Raw genomic sequence first — 22513 nt, 5'->3', positions numbered from 1 at the left:
GTGCGAATCGTTCTCACGGGTGATCACGATGGAACTCCGTTGCGAGGGTTGTGCCGGCTGCTGCGTCGACTGGCGACCGCTCGCGCCCGACGCGGCCGGCTCCGACCGCACCGGTAGCCGCCCGCCGCTCGACGACGCCTACGACCTCGTGCCGCTCACGCGCGACGAGATCGCTGGGTTCCTCGACGACGGTCTCGGCGACGTGTTAGTCCCCCGACTGTTCGAACCCGCCGAGGGCGACGGTTCGGTCCGAATCGACGGCGTCGAGGTCGCCGCCGCCGCGGGCGACCGTCCGGTCTTCGCGGTCGGTCTGCGAAAGCCCCCGAAGCCGGTCGCGCCGATCGGCACCGACGAGCACCGCTGGCTCGGCGCCTGCGTCTTTCTCGATCCGATCACGCTTCAGTGCCGGATCCACGGCGACGAGCGCTACCCGCGGACCTGCTCGACGTACCCCGCTCACAGCCTCGAACTCGACGCCGAGACCGAGTGCGAGCGCGTCGAGGCCGCCGGCGGCGGCGACCGCCTCCTCGACGACGCGGTGCCCGACGACACTCCGCCGCTCCCGTTCGGTCCCCGCGCCGCCGGCGCGACGGTCTTCGCGTATCCCGCTCCCGGCGACCTCGACGGCGTGATCGACCGGCTCCGAGCCGAGCGACTCACCACGGACGACCGCGCCCGGTTCGTCGGGGCGGCGGTCGGCTCCAGTCCCGGCTCGCTCTCCGTCGATCGCGACCGGATGGCCGCGGCTCGCGCCCGCGCCCGAGACGCCGACTCGTGGGCCGGACGCGCGATCCGGGCGTGGAGCGAGCGGGCCGCGGGCGACGGCGACCCGGTCGCGATCGACTCGGACGACCGCGAGCGGCTGGTCCGCGAACTGGAGGACGACGCGGGTGCGCCCGGGACGCCGGGGTGGGAGTGACGGCTCGTTCTCGCCGGCACGCTCACGCCGCCGAATCCGGCCGCCACACCCCCTGCCGCCGGTCGAGCCACGCGGTGACGACGACGTGCGGGAGCGTCAGCGCCGCGATGCCGACAAGCGACGCCGCGAGCAGGTCGCCCGGCGCGGCGATCCCGGCCGGGGCCGCGATCCCGACGCCGGCGAGCGCGACGAACCCCCCGAGCGTGAGCGGGGCCGCGTCGCGGGCGAACCGCCCCAGTGCCCGCCGAGTGTCACCCTCCCCGAGCGCGGCCGCCGCGTCCGGATCGACGAGAACCAGCCGCCCCACGTGCCGGAGCGAATGCCAGAGCGCAAAGTACACCCCGATCGCGAAGACGGGCGCCGCGAGCAGGAACCACGCCCACAGCACCCCCACCTCGCCGGCGTCGCGGAGCCATCCGCGCCGTGAGGCGCCCCTGCGGACCCGCGCGTACCCCAGTCCGACCGACGCGAGCGTCGCCGCGATCACGATCCCGCCGACCGCCAGCCGCGTCGCCGGGACGAACAGGGGGTCGACCGCGGTCGCGGCCGGCGCCGCGCCCGGCTCGACGAGGAACAGCCCCACGACCCACTCCGCGACCAGCCGATACTCCTCCGGGTGGGAGAGGAGCGGGACGCCCATCGGAAGCCCGCCGCGGACGACGAGGGCCAGCCAGCGCTCCGCCGAGGTCGGGAGGTGTTCGACGCCCGCGAGCGCGAGCGCGGCCACGTCTCCCTGCCCCCAGTGGAGCCACGTGAGCGCGACGAACCCGGCGAACGCGGCGACCGGTGCGACGAAGAACGCGGCGACGACCGCCCCGCCGAGGACCGCGTAGGCGACCGAGACGACCGCGATCGACCGGCGGAGCGAGACCCCTGGCGCCGCCCGCAGCGGGACGAGGTGATCCACCGCGCCGTGCGCCATCCCGACGACGAGCGTCCCCAGCGCGAACGCCGCGACGCCGAGTTCGACCGGAAACAGAGGGGTTGCGGCGCCGATCGGCAGCAGTGCGGCGAGCGCCAGCGCCGGGTACAGCGCGAAGAGCCGATCCGCTTGTGCCGTCGCCTCAGTCATCGCTCGGTTCGAGAGCGTGATCGGTTTCGGCGTCGTCGATGTCGGTGCCGTCGGAGCCGGTCTCATCGCCCGCCTCCGCGGGCGCGTCGGCCACCTTCCGGCGGTCGTTCCAGTCGAGAACCCATTCGAACAGCACGAGCCCGTTGACGGTCATCACGCCGGCTGAGAGGAAGAAGAGCATCTCCTCGATCGGGAGCCCGAGAACGGCGACGCCGGTTGTGAGCTCGGCAGAGAGGTGCCACGTCCCCATCCCGATCGCGATCCGGTCCGCGATCCAGAAGTACGCCGCCGGCAGAAGCGTCGCAGTGAGCCACATTCGGGGAGTGCGGACGAGGTAGCCGCCGCCGACGGCCCACTGGAGCGCGAGCACGGGCCCGACCCACGCGATCAGCCCGCCGAGGTAGAGGAACGACGGGTCACGAAAGAGGAGCCAGAGCCCAACCGGAACCATCGCGACCCCGACGACGACGCCGGCGATCCGGGGTCCTCGGTCGAAGTCCCCGTCACGGAACGTCGGGTCGAAACCGATCAGATGGAGCGCGAACGCGGTGACGACGGTCTGCACGGTGAAAAAGAGGTACTCGCCGAGCGGGATCGACAGCGCCCGGACGAGCACCGCGCCGTCGGCGTACGACCACGCGCCCTGCCGGATCATGTAGCTGATCCACGGCGTCGTGTACGCGTACGCGATCGCGACGAGGATCGCGATCCCGGCCGTCGCGCGTCGCCGGCGGACGGCGTCGTACCGCGGCGCGACGTACCACAGGGCCGCGAGTACGGGGAGGCTGAACACGAGGTGAAACTGCAGATACGTCAGCGTCGGCAGCATCGGATCACCCCAACAATGCCGTTCATAAACCGATCTTCGCTCCGGCGCTTATTAAGGGTCCATCCAAACAGTGTGCCCGTGTCCGCCGGTCGGTGGGATCGCACTCGTTGCCCCTCTCCCCACAGTCGGTCGCCGACTACTCCGCGGGGAGCACGTCGTACCCCTCTAACACCTTCCCGAGCCGGAACATCGAAGCGACGACGGCGTCGCACACCGGCCGGACCGCGTCCTTGGGGACGAATCCGACGGCGAGCCCCGCGACCTCTAACATCGGGAGGTCGTTCGCGCCGTCGCCGATCGCGACCGTCTCGCTCATCGGAATCCCGAGGTCGTCGGCGAGTTCGGCCAGCGCGTCGTCTTTCGTCCCCTCGATGAGGGGGCCCTCGGCCTCGCCAGTGAGCGCTCCGCCGGCCATCGGGAGGCGGTTGGCGACGATCGTGTCGGCCTCGACGCCCTGCTTCGCGAGCGCGCGCTCGACGCCGCGCTCGAACCCGCCCGTGAGCACGGCGACGTGGTGGCCCTCGGCCTGCAGGCGCTCGATCAGCTCGCCGGCGCCCGGCCGGAGCGCCACCTCGCCGAACGCGGCCGCGACCTCGTCCTCGTCGAGCCCGTCGAGCAGCGCCGCGCGCTGATAGAGGCTCTCGGCGTAGCTGAGTTCGTCGTTCATCGCCCGCTCCGTGATCTCGGCCACCTCGTCGGCGACGCCCGCGCGCCGGGCGAGCAGGACCGTCATCTCGGAGTCGGAGAGCGTGCCGTCGAAGTCGAACGCGATGAGGCTCATGGAGTTCGTTCGACGTGGAGAGGTTTTTAAACATCTGATCGCGCAACGTGACGCTCCCCCGGTGGTCTTTTTGCCCGTCGCGGTCGTCGCTCTCGGTATGGACCGAACAGACGCGGACCGGGCCGACGTAGACGTCGACGACCTCCTGAAGCTGATCCTCGTACTCGCGGTCGTGTGGCTTCTCGTGGAGATCTTCGGAGCGGTACTCGATCTCACGTTCGCGCTCTTAGACGCCATCCCAACGTTGATCGCCGTCGTGATCGTCGTACTGATCGCGTTACGGCTCACCGATCGGATCTGAGGCGTGTTCAGCCTGAACGTCCCGATCGCGCCCGCCGTTGACCGTCTCGCAGCGGATCTCCAGTCGAAACCCTCGGGGTTCGATCGGGTCCGCGATCGACGCACGCTCGTCTGCAAGCGGTTCGGCGTCGAGGACGTACCGGACCGCGTCGCGAGCGACGAGAGGGGCGGGGGCGGCGCGGACGCGTCGCCCGGCTCTCCCACCCGCGGACCGTCACCGCCCAAACCCGACGCGCTCGACGCCCTGCGCGACGACCTCCGCCCGCTGCTCGCGGGAACCGACCCCTTCCCGGTCGCCGTGACGGGACTCGACGTCTTCGACGCGCCCGCGTCGGGGTCGGGACCCGTGCTCTATCTGACCGTCGAGAGCGACGCGCTCGTCCGGATCCACCGCCGGCTCTGCGCCGCGTACGGCGCGATTGAGGGGATCGAGGGCGAAGACTACGTGCCGCACGTCACCGTGGCTCGCGGTGGCAGTCCCGAGTCGGGCGTCGTCGCCGACCTCGTGGCCGCCGAGTTCGACCCGATCCGGTGGCGCGTCCACGCGCTCGACCTGTACGACCCGGAGTTCCGCGAGGTCGCTGCGTCGATCGACTTATAAATGGTTCGTGGTGGGTGGTCGGTAGATACGTCTGAAGGTCCTGGTGATCATTTATAAATGGCTGGTGGCAGATCGCCGGTGAACACCTCCAAAGCCCCAGTCGCCGAGGACGCCGCACGCTCGCTGCGCTCCTCACTCGGTCGCTACCGCTCCCTCGTTGCGGTGCTTGCGTCGTCATCAGAACGCTTCGCGTTCTGATTGGCTCACGAGAGCTCCGCTCTCGTGAACGCCTGCGGCGTCCTCGGCGACTGCCCCTTTGAGTCCCACCCGCCCGCAACCGCACCTCACGCCTCCCCAGCCTCGTCGGTCGCCCTCCGCGTTGCTTCGGGCAACCGACTCCCCCGCACCGGCGGTTCGCGGCCTGACGGCCGCTCACCGGGGCGCGCCACCGCACGGCCTTTATAAACACGCTCGAAAACGATTACGCTCGATCGAGGTCCTCGTCCGCTCTCTCGCCGTTGCTCTCACCCGGCTCGTCGACCGCGTGATGCGGCCCGACCGGTCCGTGCGTCGGGCAGACGCCGGCGATCGGGGTCGCGTTGAGACAGCAGGCGCGCTGGCGGCTCGCGATGGCCCCTCGGGAGAGGCGCTCGCCGCAGCGCCGGCAGTACGACGCCGGTTCGTCATCCGCCATCCCGATCAGCGCTCGTGGATGCGCATCGGCACCGGATGGTCGGGATGCATCGTCAGCGAGCCCCGCAGCGAGAGATCCGGTCCCTCGTACTCCAAGTCGTACTGCGAGCAGACCTTCGCGAGGATCAGCTTCGCTTCGAGCAGCGAGAACGACTTCCCGATGCAGTGGCGCGGGCCGCCGCCGAACGGGAAGTAGGCGAATCGCGGACGCTGACTCCGCCGCTCGGGTTTCCACCGACCCGGGTCGAACGCGTCGGGATCGTCGTACCAGCGCGGCGACCGGTGGACCACCCACTGCGAGCACATGAGCGCGGAGCCCTCGGGGATCCGGTACCCCCCCAGCTTCACGTCGAGCTTCGGCTCGCGGAACAGGGTGTAGACGGGCGGGTACAGTCGCATCGACTCGTTGAGCACGCGTTCGGTGTACCGCATCTCTCGGGCGTCAGTAGCAGTCGGCGGGCCGCCGGAAGTCGCCTCGATGGCCTCGCTTGCGACGCGCTCCCGCGCCTCGGGGTGGTTCGAGAGCAGGTAGAAGGTGTACGTCAACGCGAGCGCGGTGGTGTCGTGGCCCGCGAGTAGCATCGTCACCAGCTCGTCGCGGAGGTTCTCGTCCGTCTGCTCGCCGCGGTCGCGGGCGCGGAGCAGGACCGAGAGGAGGTCCATCGGGAGGTCGTCGCTCCCGTCCCCACCCTGGCCGTCCCCTGCAGGGCCGCGCACCGAGACGCCTTCCGGGCCGGCCGGGTCGACGCTCGGGTCGCGCTGGGTCCCCTGTCGGCGCTCGACGATCCCGTCGATCACGGATTCGAGGGTGTCGACCGCGGCGGCGAACTCGCGGTTCTCGCGGGTCGGCGCCCAGTCCGGGATCAGGAAGCGCCGCGGGTCGGGCTCGAACCGGGCGCCGAGCGGCTCCAGCTTCTCCTGGACCGTCCGGACCTCCTCGTCGGTGATGTCGGCGCCGAACATCGCCGAGACGATGATCTTGACGGTGAGCCGGGCGACCTCCAGTTGGATATCGACGACCTCGCCGTCGTCCCAGTCCGCGAGCTGCGACTCGGTGTGGTCGACCATCGTCCCCGCGAGCGCCCCGATCCGCTGGTTGTGGAACGAGGGGTTCGCCAGTTTGCGCTGGCGTTGCCACGTCTCCCCCTCGCTCATGAGAAGGCCGTTCCCGAGCAGTCGATCCATCGCGTCGTCGCCGAACTGCGGCTTCCGGTATCGCTCCGCGTCGGCGACGAGCACGCGCTCAATGTCGGCGGGGTTCGTCAGGAGGTACGTCTCGCGCGGGCCGAGGTCGAAACGAACCACGTCTCCGTAGCTGTCGGCGCAGGCGCGCATGAACGAGAACGGGTCGCTAGCGTACCGGCGACCGTTGCCGAAGACGGGGTCGCCGTGCGGTCCGGGCGGCGTAGCGGACATACGAGAAATAGGGTCTCGTCGGGGTTAAACGTTCGGCGGCGGGGAGAACGGGACCAACTAAAAAAAACGGGTGAGCCGGGGCCGGCGGGGCGTTACTCCCGTCGGTCCCGCTTCGCGTCGAGCCGCTCGACGCGGGTGATCAGCTCGTCGACGGCGATCTCCTGGTCGTCGGTGGCGTCGACGATGCGGTCGGTCGCCTCCTCGGTGCGGTCGGAGCGCTCCCGGACCGCCTCCAGCGACGAGGTGAGTTCCTCGACGGTGGCGGCCTGATCGTCCGTGGTTCGCGCGACCTCGGCGACGCCGGCGGCGGCCTCGTCGACCGCGTCCGCGATATCTTCGAGGGAGTCGAGCACCGTCTCGATCTCGGTGCCCGCGTCCTCGATGCGGTCGTGCGAGCGCTCGACGGCGGTGCTCGTCTCGTCGGACTGCGCCTGCAGCTCCGCGAGGCTCTCCGTGATCTCCTCGGTGTAGCCGCGGGTCTCGTCGGCGAGCTTCTTCACCTCCTCGGCGACGACCGCGAAGCCGTCCCCGCCCTCGCCGGCGCGGGCGGCCTCGATGTTGGCGTTGAGCGCGAGCAGGTTCGTCTGCTCGGCCACGTCGGAGATGACCTCGATGACCTCCTCGATGTCGTCCATGCGCTCGGAGAGCGCGCCGACGCTCTCGACGAGCTCGTCGCCGATCTCGACGACGTCCTCGGTCGCCTCGCGGGCGTCCTCGCTGGCGTCGAGCCCCTCGTCGGCGGCCTCGCTGGCCGCGACCGCGGCGGAGTCGACCTGGTCTGCCGTCGCGGCAACCTCCTCCATGCCGGCCGAGAAGGACTGCATCTCGGAGACGCTCTCTTCGAGGAGTTCGTTCTGCTCGTCGACGTTCTCGGCGATGTCCGCGGCCGCGGTGCTGGCCTTCTGGACCGTCTGGTCGATCTGGCGGGCCTGCTCGTGGACGCTCTCGGAGAGGTCCTGGAGGTTCTCCGCCATCTCGTTGACGACGCCAATAACGCTCAACAGCTCCTCGTCGAGGATCTCGCACTCCTCGTGACGCACGGCCCGCGCCTCGAGGTTCCCCTCGCCGATCGACTCGGCCGTCTCGCGGATCTCCGTGACCAGCGTCTCGGTCGCGTTCCGCTGGTTGATGTTCTCCGTCCGGTCGATGACGACCTCGGTGACGCCGACGACCTCGTCACCGTCGTAGAGGGGCGTCGCCGTGAACTCGATGTGCTTCTCGTCGCCGTGGCGGTCGACCATCGTGCTGGTGTCGCGGTAGCGGGTCTGCGCCGAGTCGCAGCGCTCGACGCCGTACACCTCGTCGGCGGTCTCCGGCGCGTCGAGCACTTTGTCGGCGAGGGTGTCGGCCCGCCGCCCGTCGGGGTAGAACAGTTCCGAGACGTGCGCGTGACCGATGGCGTCCTCGCGGTCGTTCCCGGTGAGCGACGCGATGGACTCGTTCCACTCGGCGACGTTCCCCTCGCTATCGAGGATGAACGTCGGGACGCCGGTCGAGTTGAACACCTGTTCGAGACCGGCGGCGGAGAGCGTCTCGGCGTAGTTGCCCCCGTCACCTCCCGCGGTGTCGTACCCGTCCCCCTCGCTCGCGCTCGCTCCGGTCGCGTCATCCGAACCCTCCACGACGACCCCGCCGTCCGGGACCGACCGCGAGTCCCGATCCCGACCGAACGCGCGTCGGAGCAGCTCTCGAAGTCCCGTCATTTCTACGTGGGGCTCTCCCAAGCGCCCGCATAAACGGTCCCCTCCGTTATTCACGATTGATAATCATATGATTCGAGAGGCGACAAGACGCCACGCGATCCGCCCGTAGCGTTCAAACGCGCGCGGCGGCTACGGAGATCCGATGGACGCCGACGCCGTGCGCGAGCGGGCCGCGGACCTCCCGACCGAGCCCGGCGTCTACCAGTTCCGAGCGGGAGAGACGACGCTGTACGTTGGCAAGGCGGTCGACCTCCGCGACCGCGTCAGGTCGTACGCCGACCCGCGCTCGGGGCGCATTCGGGGGATGGTCGGCCGCGCCGAACGGATCGAGTTCGCGGTCACCGACACGGAGACGCAGGCGCTCCTGTTGGAGGCGAACCTCATCAAGCGGCTCCGGCCGCGGTACAACGTCCGACTGAAAGACGACAAGTCGTACCCGCTGGTCGCGATCACGGACCACCCGATCCCGCGGATTGAGGTGACTCGCGACCCCGAGGAGGGCGCGGTCGCGTACGGCCCGTTCACGGACAAGCAACGCGTGGACACGGTCCTGAAGGCGATCCGGGACGAGTACCTCCTTCGCGGCTGCTCCGACCACAAGTACGCGAACCGCGACCGGCCCTGCCTCGACTACGAGATGGGGATCTGCTCGGCCCCCTGCACCGGCGAGATCGACCCCGAGAGCTACGCCGAGGACGTGGCGGCCGCCCGCCGGTTCTTCGAGGGCGAGACGGGCGTCCTCGCCGACCCCCTGCGCCGGCGGATGGAGGCCGCCGCCGAGAACGCGGAGTTCGAGCGCGCCGCGAACCTCCGGGACCGGCTCGAAGCGGTCGAGGCGTTCCACGGCGAGGGCGGCGAGGCCGTCAGCGACCGCACCGACGACCGCACCGTCGACGTGCTCGCGGCCGCCGTCGAGGGTGACACCGCCCGCGTCGCCCGGCTCCACAGCGAGCGCGGCCAGCTGGTCGACCGCAGTCGACACCGGCTGGACGCGGCGGCGGTTGGGGACGACGAGGAGGTAGGCGACGGAGACGATGTCGGGGAGGACGTTGCCGGGGAGGACGCCAACACCCCCGCCGCGGTGCTGTCCGCGTTCCTCGCGCAGTACTACGCCGAGCGGGAGTTCCCGGATGCGGTCCTCCTCGCCGAGCGCCCCGCCGACTCCGACGTGGTCGACTGGCTGGAGGCGGAGGGCGTCTCGGTCCGCGTCCCCGGCGCGGGGCGGGAGGCGAAGCTCGTCGAACTCGCCCTCAAAAACGCCCGCAAGCGCGGCGGTCGCGAGGACCCCGTCGGCGCGCTCGGCGAGCGCCTCGGGATCGACCGCCCCGCCCGGATCGAGGGGTTCGACGTGAGCCACGCGCAGGGCACCGCGGTGGTCGGCTCCGACGTGTGCTTCGTCGACGGGAGCGCGGAGACCGCCGACTACCGCCGGAAGAAGCTCACCGACCGCAACGACGACTACGCGAACATGCGCGAGCTGGTCCGGTGGCGCGCCGAGCGCGCGGTCGCCGGCGAGGACGACCGCCCCGACCCGGACCTCCTCCTGATCGACGGCGGCGAGGGCCAGCTCGGGGCCGCCCGCGACGCGCTCGCGGAGACCGGCTGGGACGCCCCCGTCGTCGCCCTCGCCAAGGCCGAGGAGCTGGTCGTCACGCCGACTGGCACCCGAAAATGGCCCGACGACGCCCCCGAACTCCACCTGCTCCAGCGCGTGCGCGACGAGGCGCACCGCTTCGCCGTCTCCTACCACCAGACCGTCCGCGACGAGGTCAAGACGGTCCTCGACGACGTGCCCGGCGTCGGCCCCCAGACCCGCCGCCGGCTCCTGCGCCGATTCGGATCGGTCGAGAGCGTTCGCGACGCCTCCCGCGACGACCTCACCGACGTCGACGGTGTCGGCGACGCGACCGCCGAGACCTTGCGGGAGCGTTTATAAAGGAACCGTGCGGTGGCGCGCGCCTCCGAGTGGCCGCCTCTGGCGGCCGCGAGGAGCGCGTGCGAGGGACGCGGTGAGCGCTCAGAGAGCGCGTACCGCGAGGCTGGGGAGGCGTGAGGCTGTGCGGTGCGGTCGGGCGGGACTCAAAGGGGCAGTCGGCTCCGGGAAGACGGGCGACGCAAGCAGCGTGGCGCTACGCGCCACGGGCAGCCGGCGGCTTCGCCGCCGGCGACACCGCAAGGAGCGAGTGAAACGAGCGACTGAGGAGCGTGGTTCGAGACGCCTTCGGCGTCTCGTCATCGCCAGAAATCAGAGATTTCTGGCTAGCAGTCAGAACGCTTTGCGTTCTGACGACATCACGAAAGGCGCGAAGCGCCTTTCGAACGACAGCGAGCCCATCGACCGGAGCCGACTGGGGCTTTGAAGGTGTTCGCCGCGAGATCGTTCCCCACGTCATCAACGATTTATAAGCGAACGCGTTCGATCCGTACTCGATAATGCGCGCGTTCTTCGCCGTCGACCTCTCGGACGACCTCGTCGACTCCGTCGCGGACGCACAGGCCGCGTTCGGGAACCCGGCGGGACTGACGCTCGTCGACCCCGAACAGGCGCACGTGACGCTGAAGTTCCTCGGCGAGATCGGCGCCGGCGACGACCGCGGCGAGGCCGCCGACGACACCGCACCCGCGCTCGCCGACGTGATCGCGGCCGGCGAGCGCGCGGTCGAGAGCGCCGGCGTCGGTCCCTTCGAGTGCGGCGTCGAGGGGTTCGGCGTCTTCCCGAGCCTCGACTACATCTCCGTCGTCTGGGCGGGCGTCGACGCCGGGAGCGCGGAACTGACCGCGCTCCACGAGGCGCTGGAGGCGGAGACGACCGCGCTCGGCGTCGATCCCGCGGACCACGACTTCACGCCGCACGTCACGCTCGCCCGGATGGACGACGCTCGCGGGAAGAAACTGGTGCAGGAGGTCGTCCGCGAGCGCGACCCCGAGATCGGTCGGTTCGAGGTCGACGAGGTCCGGCTCGTGCAGTCGACGCTGACGAGCGACGGGCCGGTGTACGAGACAGTCACGTCGTTCGGCCTCTAGGAATCGACGCCGGCGACCGTGACGAGACCGACCGCGACTATCACGGCGACCGGCGCGAGACCGACCGCGGCCACGGCGGCGCCCCCGGCGTTCTCGCCCGTGATACTTACGGGGGCACGTTTAATCCGGGGGGCGACCGAGCCGGTGACAGATGGCTGACGACTCGCGTTCGGACCCGAGCGGCGGCGAGCGCCCGCAGGCGTTCGCGCTGCTCGACGAGAGCAACGACGCGGCCACTCGACTGGAAGGCGTCGAGGCGCTCGGGAACCCGTCGAGTTCGATGCGGGGTAGCGAGCGCCGGATCGTCGATCGGCTGCTCCGCGTCGTGCTCACCGACGACGACCCGAGGGTGCGCGCGGAGGCGATCGACGCGCTGTACTTCCACGGCGACCGGTACGTCGAGGAGCTCGTTTCGCGGATCGCGGCCGCGGTTCGGCGTCGCGACAGCGCTTCCGACCCCCGAACCGTCTTTGTCCGGTGGTTGACGAGCGACAACGCGGCCTACCGGATGGTCGGCGCGACCGGACTGGGTGCGGTTGACCCCTCGGACACGCGGGGCGGCTCTGACGCGGCGTCGTCCGCGTCGGCGCCGTCGAATGCGGAGACCCCGGACGCGACGGCCCGGCTCCGCGACGCGTTCGATGACACCGACGCGCGGGTGCGAGCCCGGGCGGTGCGGTCGTACGCGGCTCTCGGCGGCAAACAGATCGCTCCGCTCCGACCGCTGTTGGGAACCCCCAACGCCCTCGTCCGGCGTGCCGCCGTCGACGCCTTGGTGTCGATCGGCACGCCCGACGCGACGGACCTGCTGGCGACCGCGGCCGACGACGGCGGGAACCGGCTCCGGAGGACCGTCGTCGAACGCCTTCACCGACTGGACCGCCCCGAGTCGGCGGAGATCCTCCTCGACGCGGTTCGGGACCCCTCGCCCGCGGTGCGACGCGCCGCCGCGGCGTCGCTGGCGCGACTCGTCGCGGAGGGCGACGCCGTTCGGGGCCGAGACGTCCGCGAGCGGCTGCTCGCTGACCGCGCCGCCCGGAGCGACGCGGGAAGCGACAGAGGCGACGACCGCACGGTCACGCGACTGTTCTACGAGGTCGCGTCGGGCGAGCCGTCGGACCGCGTCACCCCGCCGACCGAGCGACACGCGATGTGGCTGTGCTGCGAGCTCGTCGAGCACGGGGAGGCGGGGTCTGGCCCGGGAGATGAGGCCGTTCCGTGGCTGCTCGACGCGCTCGCACACGACGACCCGCACGCCGCCGACATCGCCGCCGCCTACCTGCCGCGGCTCGACGCGCCGGACCTCGCAGGGGCGGTCCGCGCGCTCGCCGGCGACGACGAGGCCGACCCGGACGCGAGAGAGCGCGCGCGGTCGGTCCTCAAACGGCTCAAGCGACAGACGGCGGCGTCGGCCGCGGACCGGTCCATCGAGTACGTCTACGTGCGGCGGCCGGCGGACTACACGGAGAAACACGCGAAGTAGCGGGGCCGACCGGTCGGGCGGACGGTTCCCTCACCCGCGGCGCACGAACCGCCCGTCCTCCGCCGCGACCTTCAGATCGATCTCGTCGTCGAGGAAGTTCAGCACCGTCGAGACGTTCGGGTCCGCGTCGGCGTCGACGTACAGCTGGAGGACGCCGCCGTCGTCGTCGAGCCGGGCCGAGAGCATTCGGACGAAGTCGCAGGCGGTCTGGAGGTCGAACGAGCGCACGATCTCGTGGAACACGCTCACCTCCAGCGAGATCACGTCGCCCGCGACCCGGTTGGCGTCGATGATCCGCGACACCGTCTCGCCGAGTTCGTCCGGCCCGAGGCGGGGGTCCAGTTCGACGACCTCGATGGGGATCTCGGAGAAGTCGAGGTCCGGCGCCTTCTCGAACGGGTACGCCTCCGTGCTGACGACGACGGTTCGGCGCGGCCACGCCTCCAGCTCGTCGTGGAGCAGCCGGACGGTGCGCTCCGGACTCGCCGTGACCGCGATCACCAGGTCGCCGCCGTCGTGGAAGTGCGCGCGGAGCGCGTCCGCGTCCGCGCTGTCGACCGGTGCGGCGACCTGGACCGTCCCGTCCCACGAGACGCGCTCGCCGACGTGAACGCCCTCCTCGATCCGGTCGGCGACGTGCTCGTGGAGGTGCGTCTTGAACTCCTCGACCGCGTCGTCGGTGTCGTAGGCGGTCTTCGCGGTCGCGCAGTACGGGCAGTCCCACGTCGTTCGGAAGTCGGAGCGACTGACGGCCTCCGAGTGATGCGCCAGCAGGTGCGAGCCGGTGACCTCGCGCATCGACGCCCGGTCCGGCGTCCACGCGACGAACCCACACCGGTCGCACCCCCATCGAGCCATCATGATCGAGAACGTATACTGTCAGATTCAGTCGGACAGATATGTATGTTGTGTTACGAGAAACCGACGACTCGGTCGGCTCACTCGCCGTCGCCGCCGACTCCGGTCTCCGACTCAGCGTCGCTTCCGGCTCCGGTCTCCGACTCAGCGTCGCTTCCGGCTCCGGCTCCCGGATGCTCGACCCGCACCCGGGTCACCCGCGTCGCGGTCGCGCCCGTGACCGCGAGCGTCACGTCGCCGATCTCGATCTGATCGCCTTCGGCCGGGACCCGCCCGAGGTGCTGCGTGATCAGCCCCGCGACGGTCTCTGCGCCCCCGTCGATCGGGAGCGCCAGCCCGAGTGTCTCGTTGAGGTGCGCGACGGTGGTCCATCCCCGCGCGACCGCGGCGTCGGGCGCGACCACGTCGACGTGGTCGGTCTCCCACCGTCCGACCAGCTCGCCGACGACCTCCTCGACCACGTCCTCCAAGGTCACGATCCCCGCCACCGCGCCGAACTCGTCGACGACGACGGCCAGCCGGAGGTCGCTCGACCGCATCGCCGCGAACAGCTCGTCGACGGCCTGCGTCTCCGGGACGAAGATCGGCTCGCGGAGCGCGCTCGCGAGGGGCTCTCCCCGCTCGTCGGCGGTGACCGCGTCGCGCAGGTCGACGACGCCGACCACGTCGTCGCGGTTCTCGCCGTACACCGGCATGCGCGTGACGCCCTCCGCGGCGGCGGTCGAGACCGCCTCGGCGGGCGTGGCGGTGTCGGGCAGCGCGACCATGTCGGTCCGGGGGACCATCACCGCGGACACGCGGGTCGACTCCAAGTCGAGGACGCCGCGGATCATCGCGCCCTCGTCCGCGTCGAGCGCGCCCGCCGCCTCGCCCGAGAGCACGAGCGTCTCGATCTCCTCGCGCGTGAGGTACGACTCGATGTCGGACTCGCCGCCGGTGAACCGGTTGACGACGCCGGAGAGCGCCTCGAACACGTACAGCACGGGCCGCATGACGCGCTGGAGCGCGACCACGGGACGGGAGACGCGGAGGGCGTGCTTCTCGGCGTTCGCCACCGCGTACGACTTCGGGGCGATCTCGCCGAAGACGATGACGAACACGCTCGTGACGACTGTCGACCCCGTGGCCGCCTCGCCCCCCGAGAAGCCGAACCGCACGAACACCGCGGTCGCGACCGACGCGGCCGCGATGTTGGCGACGTTGTTGCTCACGAGGGCGGTGACGAGGAAGCGATGCGAGTCCTCCCGAAGCGTCGACAGCGCCCGCGCGCCGGGAACGTCGGCGGCGAGCAACGAGTCGACGCGGTGGGTCGGAACCGAGAAGACGGCGAGTTCCGAGCTGGAGAAGAAGGCGCTTATCCCCGTCAACACGAGGATTGCGCCCACGCCGGCGAGCGCGACCGTGATGTCCATACCCGACCAAGCGTCCGGATATAAAAGGCAGTACCGCCGGCGGCGCGGTCCGGACTATTCTCGACCCCGAAGAACGGTGATATTCGAACCGGACGATCGGTACCCACGAACGAGTGGTTTTCACTCGAAATAAAAGAGATATAATCCGAGATCGAGGATCGCTAGGGGCGGCAAAACGGAGCGATGAGGAAAGGGTTAACCTCACGCCGCCGGTGAAACCGCCCATGAAGGTACTCGTGACCGACCCCATCGCGGACGCGGGGTTGGACCGACTCCGAGACGCCGGCCACGAGGTCGAAACGGACTACGACGTCGAGGGCGACGCCCTGCTCGACGCGGTGAGCGACGCCAACGCGCTGATCGTTCGCTCCGGGACCGACGTGAACGAGGCGGTCTTCGAGGCCGCCTCCGATCTCGTCATCGTCGGGCGCGCCGGCATCGGCGTCGACAACATCGACATCGAGGCCGCCACCGACCACGGCGTCATCGTCGCCAACGCGCCGGACGGGAACGTCCGGGCCGCCGCCGAGCACACGGTCGCCATGACGTTCGCCGTCGCGCGCTCGATCCCGCAGGCGCACGGGCGCCTCGTCGGCGGCGAGTGGGCGAAGGGCGAGTTCCTCGGCACCGAGGTCAACAACAAGACGCTCACCATCGTCGGCCTCGGTCGCGTCGGCCAAGAGGTCGCCAAGCGACTCGACTCGCTCGGGATGGATCTGGTCGTCTACGACCCGTACATCTCCGAGGAGCGCGCGGACCGGCTCGGTGCCGAGCTCGTCGAGGACCTCCACGAGGCGCTCGCGCGCGGCGACTTCGCGACGATCCACACGCCCCTCCTCCCCGAGACCGAGGGGATGATCGGCGAGGACGAACTGGCGCAGCTCGAGGGGGGCTACCTCATCAACTGCGCCCGCGGCGGCATCGTCGACGAGGACGCGCTCGCGGAGGCCGTCGACGACGGCGTCCTTGCGGGCGCCGCGCTCGACTCGTTCGCCGAGGAGCCGCTCTCGCGGGACTCGCCGCTGCTCGACGTCGATGAGATCGTCGTGACGCCGCACCTCGGCGCCTCGACGGAGGCCGCACAGGAGAACGTCGCGGTCGACACCGCGGAGGCGGTGCTCGCGGCGTTCGACGACGAGCCCGTCCTGACGGCGCTCAACGCGCCCTCGGTCGACGAGACGGCGTTCCCCCGGATCAAGCCGTACATCGCCGTGGCGGAGACCGCCGGCAAGGTCGCCGCGCAGCTGCTCGACGGCCGGATCACGGAGGTGGAGGCGACCTACGAGGGCGACATCGCCGAGGAGGACGTGGAGCTCGTCACCGCGAGCGCACTGAAGGGCGTCTTCGAGCCGCTGGAGTGGCAGGTGAACGCGGTGAACGCGCCCCGGCTCGCCGAGGAGCGCGGCATCGAGGTGACCGAGTCGAAGACCCGTCAGACCGACGACTTCCAGAGCTTGGTGCGCGTCACCGTCCACAACGGCGAGGACTCGATCGCGGTCGAGGGGACCCTGTTCGCGGGCGAGGACCCGCGGATCGTCCGGATCGACGGGTTCCGCGTCGACGCGGTCCCGTACGGTCACATGCTCGTCGCGCGCAACACCGACGAGCCGGGCGTCATCGGGCTCATCGGGACCGTCCTCGGCGACCACGACGTGAACATCGCCGGGATGTACAACGCCCGCGAGACGCAGGGTGGCGAGGCGCTCACCGTCTACAACCTCGATCAGGACGTGCCCGACGAGGTCGTCGAGGACCTGCTCGCCGACGACCGGATCGTCGAGGTCACCGAGATCACGCTGGACGAGGCCGACGAGCGGCCGGCGGAGTAGCGACCTCCTCGCACTGCGGCCCGCGCTGAGCGTGTCGCGGCCCGAACGACCGGAGTCAAAGCCCTTCTCGAATCGACGATTCGACGGAAACGCGGAGCCCCGGCGCCGCGATATCGCTCGGCGCGCCGGAGAGACGGAAATCCGTTCCGGGATCATGTTTATGAATATTCATGATGGATGTCCGGCCGTATGGTAGACGCTGAGGTCCACGTCATCGATCGCGGCGGGTTGTACTGCGACATGAACTACATGATGGAGGCGAACACGATCGGGAGTCACGACGAGCCGAACCCCGACACCGAGTACGACGAGATCCCGGTGTGGAATCTCATCATCGACCATCCCGAGGCGACGGTCCTCTGGGACACGGGCTCGCACCACGACGCCGCCGACGGCCACTGGCCCGAGGGGCTCGTGCAGGCCTTCTACCCGCACGACGCGAGCGAGCACCGCCTCGACGACGACCTGGAGGCGGCGGGCTACTCCATCGACGACATCGACGCGGTGTTCCAGAGCCACCTCCACCTCGACCACGCCGGCGGGCTGGAGTTCTTCGCGGGCACCGACACGCCGGTCTACGTCCACGAGGAGGAGTTCAAGTTCGCCTACTACAGCGCGAAGACAGACGAGGGGAGCGGCGCGTACGTCCTCGAGGATTTCGATCACGACCTGAACTGGCAGATTCTTCACCGCGACCGCGAGGAACACTTCACCGACCTGGAGTTCGTCCGGTTCCCCGGACACACCCCCGGACTCACCGGCTCCGTGATCCACCTCGACGCCGAGGGCACCGTCGTGTTCACCGGCGATCAGGTGTACATGGACGAGAACTACGAGGCGGGGACGCCGCTCGGCGGGCCCCTCGTGTGGGGGAAAACCGAGTGGGCCGAGAGCATGAGCCGGATCCGCGAGCTGGAGCGCCGCCACGACGCCGAGGTCGTGTTCGGGCACGACCCCGAGCAGTTCGAGGCGATCCAGCCGGGGTGGGGGGTGTGAGCTACGAGCGCTCCGTCTCCGCCGAGCCGCACGAGCTCTCGCCCGAGACCGTCTGGGAGGTCCAGATGCCGGCGGTCCGCGTCGGCGCGGGCGCGGCCGACGAACTGGGTTACCAGCTCGGGCAACTCGGGCTCGACGGCGACGAGCGCGGGCTGATCGTCACCGACCCGGACCTCGTCTCGCTGGGCCACGCCGACCGCGTCGCGGACGAACTGGCGGCGGACGGCCTCGACGTCGACGTGTACGACGGCGTCGAGCGCGAGCCGAGCGTCGAGGCGGTCGGGGAGTGCATCGCGTTCGTCCGCGAGGAGATGGGCGACGACGGGTACGACTTCTACCTCGGGCTGGGCGGCGGAAGCTGCATGGACACCGCGAAGGCGACCCGCGCCGTCATCGCGAACGGCGGCGACGTGCTCGACTACGTGGCCGCGCCGACGGGCGCGGGCGAGGACCTCACCGAGTCCGGCGCGCCGCTGATCCTGCTCCCGACGACCGCGGGCACGGGGTCGGAGATCTCGCCGGTGGCGATCCTCTCAGTGCCGGAGAAGAACATCAAGGAGGGGATCTCCAGCCCGCACGTCCGCGCCGACGCCGCGGTGCTCGACCCGACGCTCACCACCACGCTGCCGCCGGACCTCACGGCGAAGACCGCGATGGACGCGCTCGGCCACGCGATCGAGGGGTACACCACCCACCGCTACGACGATCTGCTGCGCCCCGAGAACCCCGCCGACCGCCCCGTCTACGCCGGGCGGACCGGCTTCACCGAGATGTTCAGCGAGAAGGCGATCGACCTCCTCTCGTCGAACGTGCGCCGCGTCGTCAACAACGGCGACGACATCGAGGCGCGCGGCGCGATGCTGAAGGGCGCGCTGTTCGGCGCGATCGCGGGCCTCACCGCGGGCGCGAGCCTCGCGCACGCCATGGCGTATCCCGTCGGCAACAACTACCACACGTACCACGGGGAGACGATCGCGGCGCTCACGCCCGCCAGCACCCTCGGCTACAACGTCGCGAGCGACCCGCCGCGGTTCGCGAAGGTGGCGGAGATGCTCGGCGCCGACACCTCCGGGATGAGCACCCGCGAGGCCGCCGACGAGGCCCGCGAGGAGTTCGTGCGGCTCCAGCGCGACCTCAACGTGCTCCCGAGCGGGCTCAACGAACTCGCGGGGGTCACCGTCGACGACACCGGCGCGCTCGCCCAGAGCACCGTCGAGAGTCAGCAGCGGCTGCTCCGGTGTAACCCGCGGCCCGTGACGAAGGAGGACGTGGAGGAGGTGTTCCAGGACGCGCTGCACAACTGGGAGTGACGAATCTCGGACCGATCGAGCGCGGGTGATCGGGACGCGGCGATCGGTATACGTCGATCGGCACGCGGCGCTCAGTACTCGGTGACCGGGACGAACCGCTCGAAGTCGTCGACGTTCCGGGTGACGACGGTCATGCCCTCGGCGTCGGCGACCCCGGCGATGAGCAGATCGGCGGCCGCCGCGTCGACTGCCCGTCGCGTGTGGTTGTCGGAGCGGTACAGCTCCGCCTCGAAGGCGCTCGCCGCGAGGGCGTGGTCGCTCCCGACCGGGACCACGTCGAGCCACCCGAACGCGGACGCGAGCCGCTCCGGGTCGAACGAGTCGTCGAGACGGAGGCCGACGGCGACTTCTTTGTAGTTCATCGCGGTCGTCGCGAACTCGCCGTCCTCGTGTGCTTCGAGGAACCGTCGGACACCGTCGGAGCCGTCTAAGTAGTCGATGAGAAACGTGGTGTCGAGCAGGTACCGCGTCACGCCGACCTCCCGCCGTCGGCGTCGTCGGTGTCAGCGCCGTCGTCCGTCCGACCCTCGTCGCCCGACTGGTCGTCGCCGGAGGAGCCCGCCAACCGATCGATCGCTGCGGTCTGTCGGTCTCCCGCCGACTCGTCGAAGCGCTCCCGCGAGGCGGCCGCGGCCTCTCGAAGCGAGTCAGCCTCCTCGGTCGACAGCGATCCGAATCCGTCGCGCCAGTCGCCCTCGCTCTCGTCGATCAGGCGATCGATGAGATCGGTAAAGCTCTCGTCGTCGCGCTTCCGAGCGCGGAGCCGCTCGTACACCTCCTCGCGAACCCCGATCGTCTTGGTGGGCATCTCGGGCTTGTGTACGTGTTTGCGTATGTAAAGAGTAGCGGCGACGGAAGGAGGGAGAGTGACGCGAGTAGAGAGAAACGTGAGAGGAGAAACGCCCGCGCGGACGACCGATCAGTCGCGCAGGTGCTCGACGACTGCGTCCACGTCGTTCGGGACCGGTTCGGGGTCGCCGCCGGCCTCGTAGGCGGCGTCGGGGTCCTTTAAGAGGTGGCCCGTCGTCAGGCAGACGACCTGCTCGTCGTCCTCGACGACGCCCTCGCGACGGAGCTTCCTGAGCCCGGCGAGGCTCGCGGCGGACGCCGGCTCGACGCCGACGCCCTCCTCGGCGAGGTCGCGCTGCGCGTCGGTGATCTCGTCGTCGCTGACGGCGACGGCGGTGCCGCCGGTGTTCCGGATGCCGGGGAGCGCCTTCGGCGCGTTGACCGGGTTGCCGATCCGGATCGCGGTCGCGCGCGTCTCCACCTCCTCCCAGCGCCGCACCTCGTCGTTCCCCTCCTCGATCGCCTCGACCATCGGCGCGGCGCCCGCGGCCTGCACGCCGGTCAGCTTGGGGACCTCGTCGACAGCGAGCGCGCCCGATTGGACCAGTTCGCGGAACGCTTTATAAAGCGCCGAGGTGTTGCCCGCGTTGCCGACGGGGAGGACGATCCGGTCCGGGAAGGCGCCGTAGTCGTCGCGGAACTCCTCCAGTATCTCGAAGCCGATCGTCTTCTGTCCCTCTAAGCGGAACGGGTTCAGCGAGTTGAGCAGGTACGCCTCGCCGCGGGCGGCGAGTTCTTGGACGATGTCGAGGCAGGCGTCGAAGTTGCCGTCGACTTCGAGGATGCGGGCGCCGTGGAGGCTCGCCTGCGCGATCTTCCCCGCGGCGACCTTCCCCTCCGGGAGGAGCACGAGCGTCTCCATCCCGCCGCGGCCGCCGTAGGCCGCGAGCGCGGCGGAGGTGTTGCCGGTGGAGGCGCAGGCGAGCGCGCCGACGCCCAGCTCCTCGGCGACCCGGACGCCCACCGTCATCCCGCGGTCCTTGAACGAGCCGGTGGGGTTCATCCCCTCGTGTTTGATCCGGAGCGCGTCGACGCCGACCGACTCCTCGATCCGGGGGACGCGGTGGAGCGGGGTGTCGCCCTCGGGGAGCGTCACGCCGAGGTCGAAGGGGAGCGCCTCGCGGTAGCGCCAGACGCCGCGGTCGGGCCCCTCGGAGGGCGCGCCCGCGCCGAACTCCTCGAAGGTCGGCGGGTCGGCGTAGCGCACCTCCAGCAGGCCGTCGCATTCGTCGCAGGTGTACCGGACCGCCTCGAAGGGAGCGAACGTCTCGTCGCACGCGATGCAGGCGAGCCACGTCCCGTCGTCGGCGCAGTCGGGCGCCGCCGGGGCCGGGGCGTCGATGGCGAGATCCATTACGTCATTGTCCGTCCCGCCGCGGCTTAAGACGGGCGGTCGGGACGGACGTTGCCGTGTGGATCGAGAGGGCCAGCGGCCCCCGACCGCTCAGTCCACGATGATCTCGGAGCTACCGCTGTCGCCGCCGTCGGGGCCGGAGCCGAACCGGTCCTGGTAGCGCTGGATCCAATCGGCGAAACAGTCGGGACAGAGTCGCTGGGTGTCGATGTTCGCCCGGTCGACGCTCAACCGGACGGTGCGCGCGAGCGCGTCCGTGGTGGGGTCGCCGCAGCCGTCGCAGGGCTCGGTCGTCGGCGCGTCGCTCATACGGATCGGTCGCGCTGGCGGCTCTTAAAAGTACGTCGGCGGCGCGTCGACGGCGAGCGGGGCGTCCGCGCGGTCGATCGCGGTGGTCGGTGCCCGGTTCGCCTCAGACCGTTCGGAACGCGCGGTCGCCGGCGTCCCCGAGTCCGGGGAGGATGAACCCGTCGTCGTCGAGGCGGTCGTCGATAGCGACCGTCAGCAGGTCGGCCTCGGGCACCGACTCGCTCACGCGGACGAGCCCTTCGGGCGCGGAGACCGCCGAGAGGACGAACAGGTCCTCGAAGTCGTCGGCCTCGTCGAGGACGTGGTCGAGGACGGCGCACATCGTCGACCCGGTGGCGAGCATCGGGTCCGCGACGATCACGGTGTCGTCGGGCCGGATCTCGGGCAGCTTCACGTAGTCGATGGTGATCGGGAACTCCCCCTCGTCGGTCATCCCGGCCTCCTCGTCGCGGCCGGCGGAGATGACGCCCTGCTTCGCCCGCGGGAACGCCTTGAGGAGCCCCTCGACGAACGGGGTGGCCGCCCGGAGGACGTTGATGATGACCACGTCGTCGAGGCCCTTCACGCGCTCGCCGGTGGTCTCCTGGAGCGGCGTCTGGACGGGGACGTACTCCGTCTCCATCGCGCCGTCGATGACCTCGTAGCCGCAGATCCGACCGAGCTTCACGAGTCCCTTCCGGAACGCGACCTGTTCGGTCTCGACGTCGCGGAGCCGCGAGAGGGTGTCCTTTGCCAGCGCGTGCGTGATGAGGTGCGCGTCGTCGCGGTCTTCGATCGTCATTGTCGAGAGAAGAGCCGCGTTCGAGTTAAAAGATGGCGAAACTCGCCGGTTCGG

At 70.4% G+C, this 22513-nt stretch carries 22 protein-coding genes; 9 read left to right on the top strand and 13 right to left on the bottom strand.

All coding sequences use genetic code 11. The annotated features are described in order from the left end of the window. The first annotated feature begins 28 nt into the window (after positions 1 to 28). Positions 29 to 919: a YkgJ family cysteine cluster protein gene (locus ACP96_RS00680; protein ID WP_050031729.1), complete on the top strand. Its 891-nt coding sequence runs from the start codon at positions 29 to 31 to the stop codon at positions 917 to 919. Positions 920 to 941: 22 nt separating this feature from the next. Here ACP96_RS00680 and ACP96_RS00675 read toward each other — a convergent pair whose 3' ends face one another. From ACP96_RS00675 to serB, 3 genes are all read right to left on the bottom strand, one after another. After that, positions 942 to 1991, bottom strand: coding sequence for a Brp/Blh family beta-carotene 15,15'-dioxygenase (locus ACP96_RS00675; protein ID WP_050031728.1), 1050 nt, complete (start codon positions 1989 to 1991; stop codon positions 942 to 944). Continuing rightward, the gene (locus tag ACP96_RS00670; protein WP_050031727.1) at positions 1984 to 2820 is read right to left on the bottom strand and encodes a lycopene cyclase domain-containing protein; all 837 of its coding nucleotides are present in this window, start codon (positions 2818 to 2820) and stop codon (positions 1984 to 1986) included. Before ACP96_RS00670 ends, ACP96_RS00675 begins: the two co-directional genes overlap by 8 nt. A gap of 136 nt (positions 2821 to 2956) precedes the next feature. Beyond that, on the bottom strand, positions 2957 to 3601 hold the full coding sequence (gene serB / locus ACP96_RS00665) for a phosphoserine phosphatase SerB (RefSeq protein WP_050031726.1): 645 nt from the start codon (positions 3599 to 3601) through the stop codon (positions 2957 to 2959). A gap of 97 nt (positions 3602 to 3698) precedes the next feature. Between serB and ACP96_RS00660 the strand changes: the two genes are divergently transcribed. Both ACP96_RS00660 and ACP96_RS00655 read left to right on the top strand, forming a co-directional pair. Continuing rightward, on the top strand, positions 3699 to 3902 hold the full coding sequence (locus ACP96_RS00660; RefSeq protein WP_050024341.1) for a DUF7554 family protein: 204 nt from the start codon (positions 3699 to 3701) through the stop codon (positions 3900 to 3902). 3 nt (positions 3903 to 3905) lie between these two features. Continuing rightward, positions 3906 to 4502 carry a 2'-5' RNA ligase family protein gene (locus tag ACP96_RS00655; protein ID WP_050031725.1) on the top strand — a complete coding sequence of 199 codons (597 nt, stop codon included), beginning with the start codon at positions 3906 to 3908 and terminating at the stop codon, positions 4500 to 4502. Positions 4503 to 4923: 421 nt separating this feature from the next. Here the strand turns inward: ACP96_RS00655 and ACP96_RS00650 are convergent, their stop codons facing one another. From ACP96_RS00650 to ACP96_RS00640, 3 genes are all read right to left on the bottom strand, one after another. Next, positions 4924 to 5136: a hypothetical protein gene (locus ACP96_RS00650; protein ID WP_050031724.1), complete on the bottom strand. Its 213-nt coding sequence runs from the start codon at positions 5134 to 5136 to the stop codon at positions 4924 to 4926. Between the two features lie 5 nt (positions 5137 to 5141). Beyond that, positions 5142 to 6551, bottom strand: coding sequence for a cytochrome P450 (locus ACP96_RS00645; protein WP_050031723.1), 1410 nt, complete (start codon positions 6549 to 6551; stop codon positions 5142 to 5144). Positions 6552 to 6643: 92 nt separating this feature from the next. Then, complete coding sequence (locus tag ACP96_RS00640) at positions 6644 to 8254, bottom strand: methyl-accepting chemotaxis protein (RefSeq protein ID WP_050024326.1); 1611 nt, start codon at positions 8252 to 8254, stop codon at positions 6644 to 6646. A gap of 142 nt (positions 8255 to 8396) precedes the next feature. Between ACP96_RS00640 and ACP96_RS00635 the strand changes: the two genes are divergently transcribed. The 3 genes from ACP96_RS00635 (at position 8397) to ACP96_RS00625 (ending at position 12761) form a co-directional block, all read left to right on the top strand. Beyond that, entirely contained in the window at positions 8397 to 10190 is a 1794-nt protein-coding gene (locus tag ACP96_RS00635; protein ID WP_050031722.1) for an excinuclease ABC subunit C, read from the top strand. Positions 10191 to 10687: 497 nt separating this feature from the next. Next, positions 10688 to 11278 carry an RNA 2',3'-cyclic phosphodiesterase gene (gene thpR / locus ACP96_RS00630; protein ID WP_050031721.1) on the top strand — a complete coding sequence of 197 codons (591 nt, stop codon included), beginning with the start codon at positions 10688 to 10690 and terminating at the stop codon, positions 11276 to 11278. 151 nt (positions 11279 to 11429) lie between these two features. Then, positions 11430 to 12761, top strand: a complete 1332-nt coding sequence (locus ACP96_RS00625; protein WP_050031720.1) for a HEAT repeat domain-containing protein — start codon at positions 11430 to 11432, stop codon at positions 12759 to 12761. A gap of 30 nt (positions 12762 to 12791) precedes the next feature. Here the strand turns inward: ACP96_RS00625 and ACP96_RS00620 are convergent, their stop codons facing one another. Beyond that, the gene (locus ACP96_RS00620) at positions 12792 to 13622 is read right to left on the bottom strand and encodes a DUF7504 family protein (RefSeq protein WP_050024314.1); all 831 of its coding nucleotides are present in this window, start codon (positions 13620 to 13622) and stop codon (positions 12792 to 12794) included. 77 nt (positions 13623 to 13699) lie between these two features. Further along, positions 13700 to 15031 carry a hemolysin family protein gene (locus ACP96_RS00615; protein WP_050031719.1) on the bottom strand — a complete coding sequence of 444 codons (1332 nt, stop codon included), beginning with the start codon at positions 15029 to 15031 and terminating at the stop codon, positions 13700 to 13702. A 224-nt stretch (positions 15032 to 15255) separates the two neighbouring features. Between ACP96_RS00615 and serA the strand changes: the two genes are divergently transcribed. The 3 genes from serA to ACP96_RS00600 all read left to right on the top strand — a co-directional run bounded on the left by serA (position 15256) and on the right by ACP96_RS00600 (position 19166). Further along, positions 15256 to 16860: a phosphoglycerate dehydrogenase gene (gene serA, locus ACP96_RS00610; RefSeq protein ID WP_050031718.1), complete on the top strand. Its 1605-nt coding sequence runs from the start codon at positions 15256 to 15258 to the stop codon at positions 16858 to 16860. Between the two features lie 189 nt (positions 16861 to 17049). Beyond that, positions 17050 to 17856, top strand: coding sequence for an N-acyl homoserine lactonase family protein (locus tag ACP96_RS00605; protein WP_050024310.1), 807 nt, complete (start codon positions 17050 to 17052; stop codon positions 17854 to 17856). Next, positions 17853 to 19166: a hydroxyacid-oxoacid transhydrogenase gene (locus ACP96_RS00600; protein ID WP_050031717.1), complete on the top strand. Its 1314-nt coding sequence runs from the start codon at positions 17853 to 17855 to the stop codon at positions 19164 to 19166. The genes ACP96_RS00605 and ACP96_RS00600 overlap by 4 nt, the downstream gene beginning before the upstream one ends. 71 nt (positions 19167 to 19237) lie before the next feature. Here ACP96_RS00600 and ACP96_RS00595 read toward each other — a convergent pair whose 3' ends face one another. The 5 genes from ACP96_RS00595 to upp all read right to left on the bottom strand — a co-directional run bounded on the left by ACP96_RS00595 (position 19238) and on the right by upp (position 22459). After that, positions 19238 to 19639 (bottom strand): type II toxin-antitoxin system VapC family toxin, encoded by a 402-nt coding sequence (locus ACP96_RS00595; protein ID WP_050024307.1) that lies wholly within the window; start codon positions 19637 to 19639, stop codon positions 19238 to 19240. Next, positions 19636 to 19974, bottom strand: a complete 339-nt coding sequence (locus tag ACP96_RS00590) for an antitoxin VapB family protein (RefSeq protein ID WP_050024305.1) — start codon at positions 19972 to 19974, stop codon at positions 19636 to 19638. Before ACP96_RS00590 ends, ACP96_RS00595 begins: the two co-directional genes overlap by 4 nt. Before the next feature lie 111 nt (positions 19975 to 20085). Further along, the gene (thrC, locus tag ACP96_RS00585; protein ID WP_050031716.1) at positions 20086 to 21369 is read right to left on the bottom strand and encodes a threonine synthase; all 1284 of its coding nucleotides are present in this window, start codon (positions 21367 to 21369) and stop codon (positions 20086 to 20088) included. Positions 21370 to 21459: 90 nt separating this feature from the next. Continuing rightward, the gene (locus ACP96_RS00580) at positions 21460 to 21678 is read right to left on the bottom strand and encodes a DUF7569 family protein (RefSeq protein WP_050024304.1); all 219 of its coding nucleotides are present in this window, start codon (positions 21676 to 21678) and stop codon (positions 21460 to 21462) included. A gap of 103 nt (positions 21679 to 21781) precedes the next feature. Further along, positions 21782 to 22459, bottom strand: a complete 678-nt coding sequence (gene upp / locus ACP96_RS00575) for a uracil phosphoribosyltransferase (RefSeq protein WP_050024301.1) — start codon at positions 22457 to 22459, stop codon at positions 21782 to 21784. Positions 22460 to 22513 lie beyond the last annotated feature (54 nt).

Origin of the sequence: Halorubrum halophilum (genome assembly GCF_000739595.1) — an archaeon.
Lineage (GTDB): Archaea > Halobacteriota > Halobacteria > Halobacteriales > Haloferacaceae > Halorubrum > Halorubrum halophilum.
The sequence above is the reverse complement of the archived record's forward strand: the minus strand, read 5'-3'. Positions and strand labels throughout refer to the sequence as shown.

Coding starts and splice junctions, on each gene's coding strand:
- ACP96_RS00680 (WP_050031729.1), top strand. CDS start 29: ATGGAACTCCGTTGCGAGGGTTGTGCCGGCTGCTGCGTCGACTGGCGA.
- ACP96_RS00675 (WP_050031728.1), bottom strand. CDS start 1,991: ATGACTGAGGCGACGGCACAAGCGGATCGGCTCTTCGCGCTGTACCCG.
- ACP96_RS00670 (WP_050031727.1), bottom strand. CDS start 2,820: ATGCTGCCGACGCTGACGTATCTGCAGTTTCACCTCGTGTTCAGCCTC.
- serB (WP_050031726.1), bottom strand. CDS start 3,601: ATGAGCCTCATCGCGTTCGACTTCGACGGCACGCTCTCCGACTCCGAG.
- ACP96_RS00660 (WP_050024341.1), top strand. CDS start 3,699: ATGGACCGAACAGACGCGGACCGGGCCGACGTAGACGTCGACGACCTC.
- ACP96_RS00650 (WP_050031724.1), bottom strand. CDS start 5,136: ATGGCGGATGACGAACCGGCGTCGTACTGCCGGCGCTGCGGCGAGCGC.
- ACP96_RS00645 (WP_050031723.1), bottom strand. CDS start 6,551: ATGTCCGCTACGCCGCCCGGACCGCACGGCGACCCCGTCTTCGGCAAC.
- ACP96_RS00640 (WP_050024326.1), bottom strand. CDS start 8,254: ATGACGGGACTTCGAGAGCTGCTCCGACGCGCGTTCGGTCGGGATCGG.
- ACP96_RS00635 (WP_050031722.1), top strand. CDS start 8,397: ATGGACGCCGACGCCGTGCGCGAGCGGGCCGCGGACCTCCCGACCGAG.
- thpR (WP_050031721.1), top strand. CDS start 10,688: ATGCGCGCGTTCTTCGCCGTCGACCTCTCGGACGACCTCGTCGACTCC.
- ACP96_RS00625 (WP_050031720.1), top strand. CDS start 11,430: ATGGCTGACGACTCGCGTTCGGACCCGAGCGGCGGCGAGCGCCCGCAG.
- ACP96_RS00620 (WP_050024314.1), bottom strand. CDS start 13,622: ATGATGGCTCGATGGGGGTGCGACCGGTGTGGGTTCGTCGCGTGGACG.
- ACP96_RS00615 (WP_050031719.1), bottom strand. CDS start 15,031: ATGGACATCACGGTCGCGCTCGCCGGCGTGGGCGCAATCCTCGTGTTG.
- serA (WP_050031718.1), top strand. CDS start 15,256: ATGAAGGTACTCGTGACCGACCCCATCGCGGACGCGGGGTTGGACCGA.
- ACP96_RS00605 (WP_050024310.1), top strand. CDS start 17,050: ATGGTAGACGCTGAGGTCCACGTCATCGATCGCGGCGGGTTGTACTGC.
- ACP96_RS00590 (WP_050024305.1), bottom strand. CDS start 19,974: ATGCCCACCAAGACGATCGGGGTTCGCGAGGAGGTGTACGAGCGGCTC.
- thrC (WP_050031716.1), bottom strand. CDS start 21,369: ATGGATCTCGCCATCGACGCCCCGGCCCCGGCGGCGCCCGACTGCGCC.
- ACP96_RS00580 (WP_050024304.1), bottom strand. CDS start 21,678: ATGAGCGACGCGCCGACGACCGAGCCCTGCGACGGCTGCGGCGACCCC.
- upp (WP_050024301.1), bottom strand. CDS start 22,459: ATGACGATCGAAGACCGCGACGACGCGCACCTCATCACGCACGCGCTG.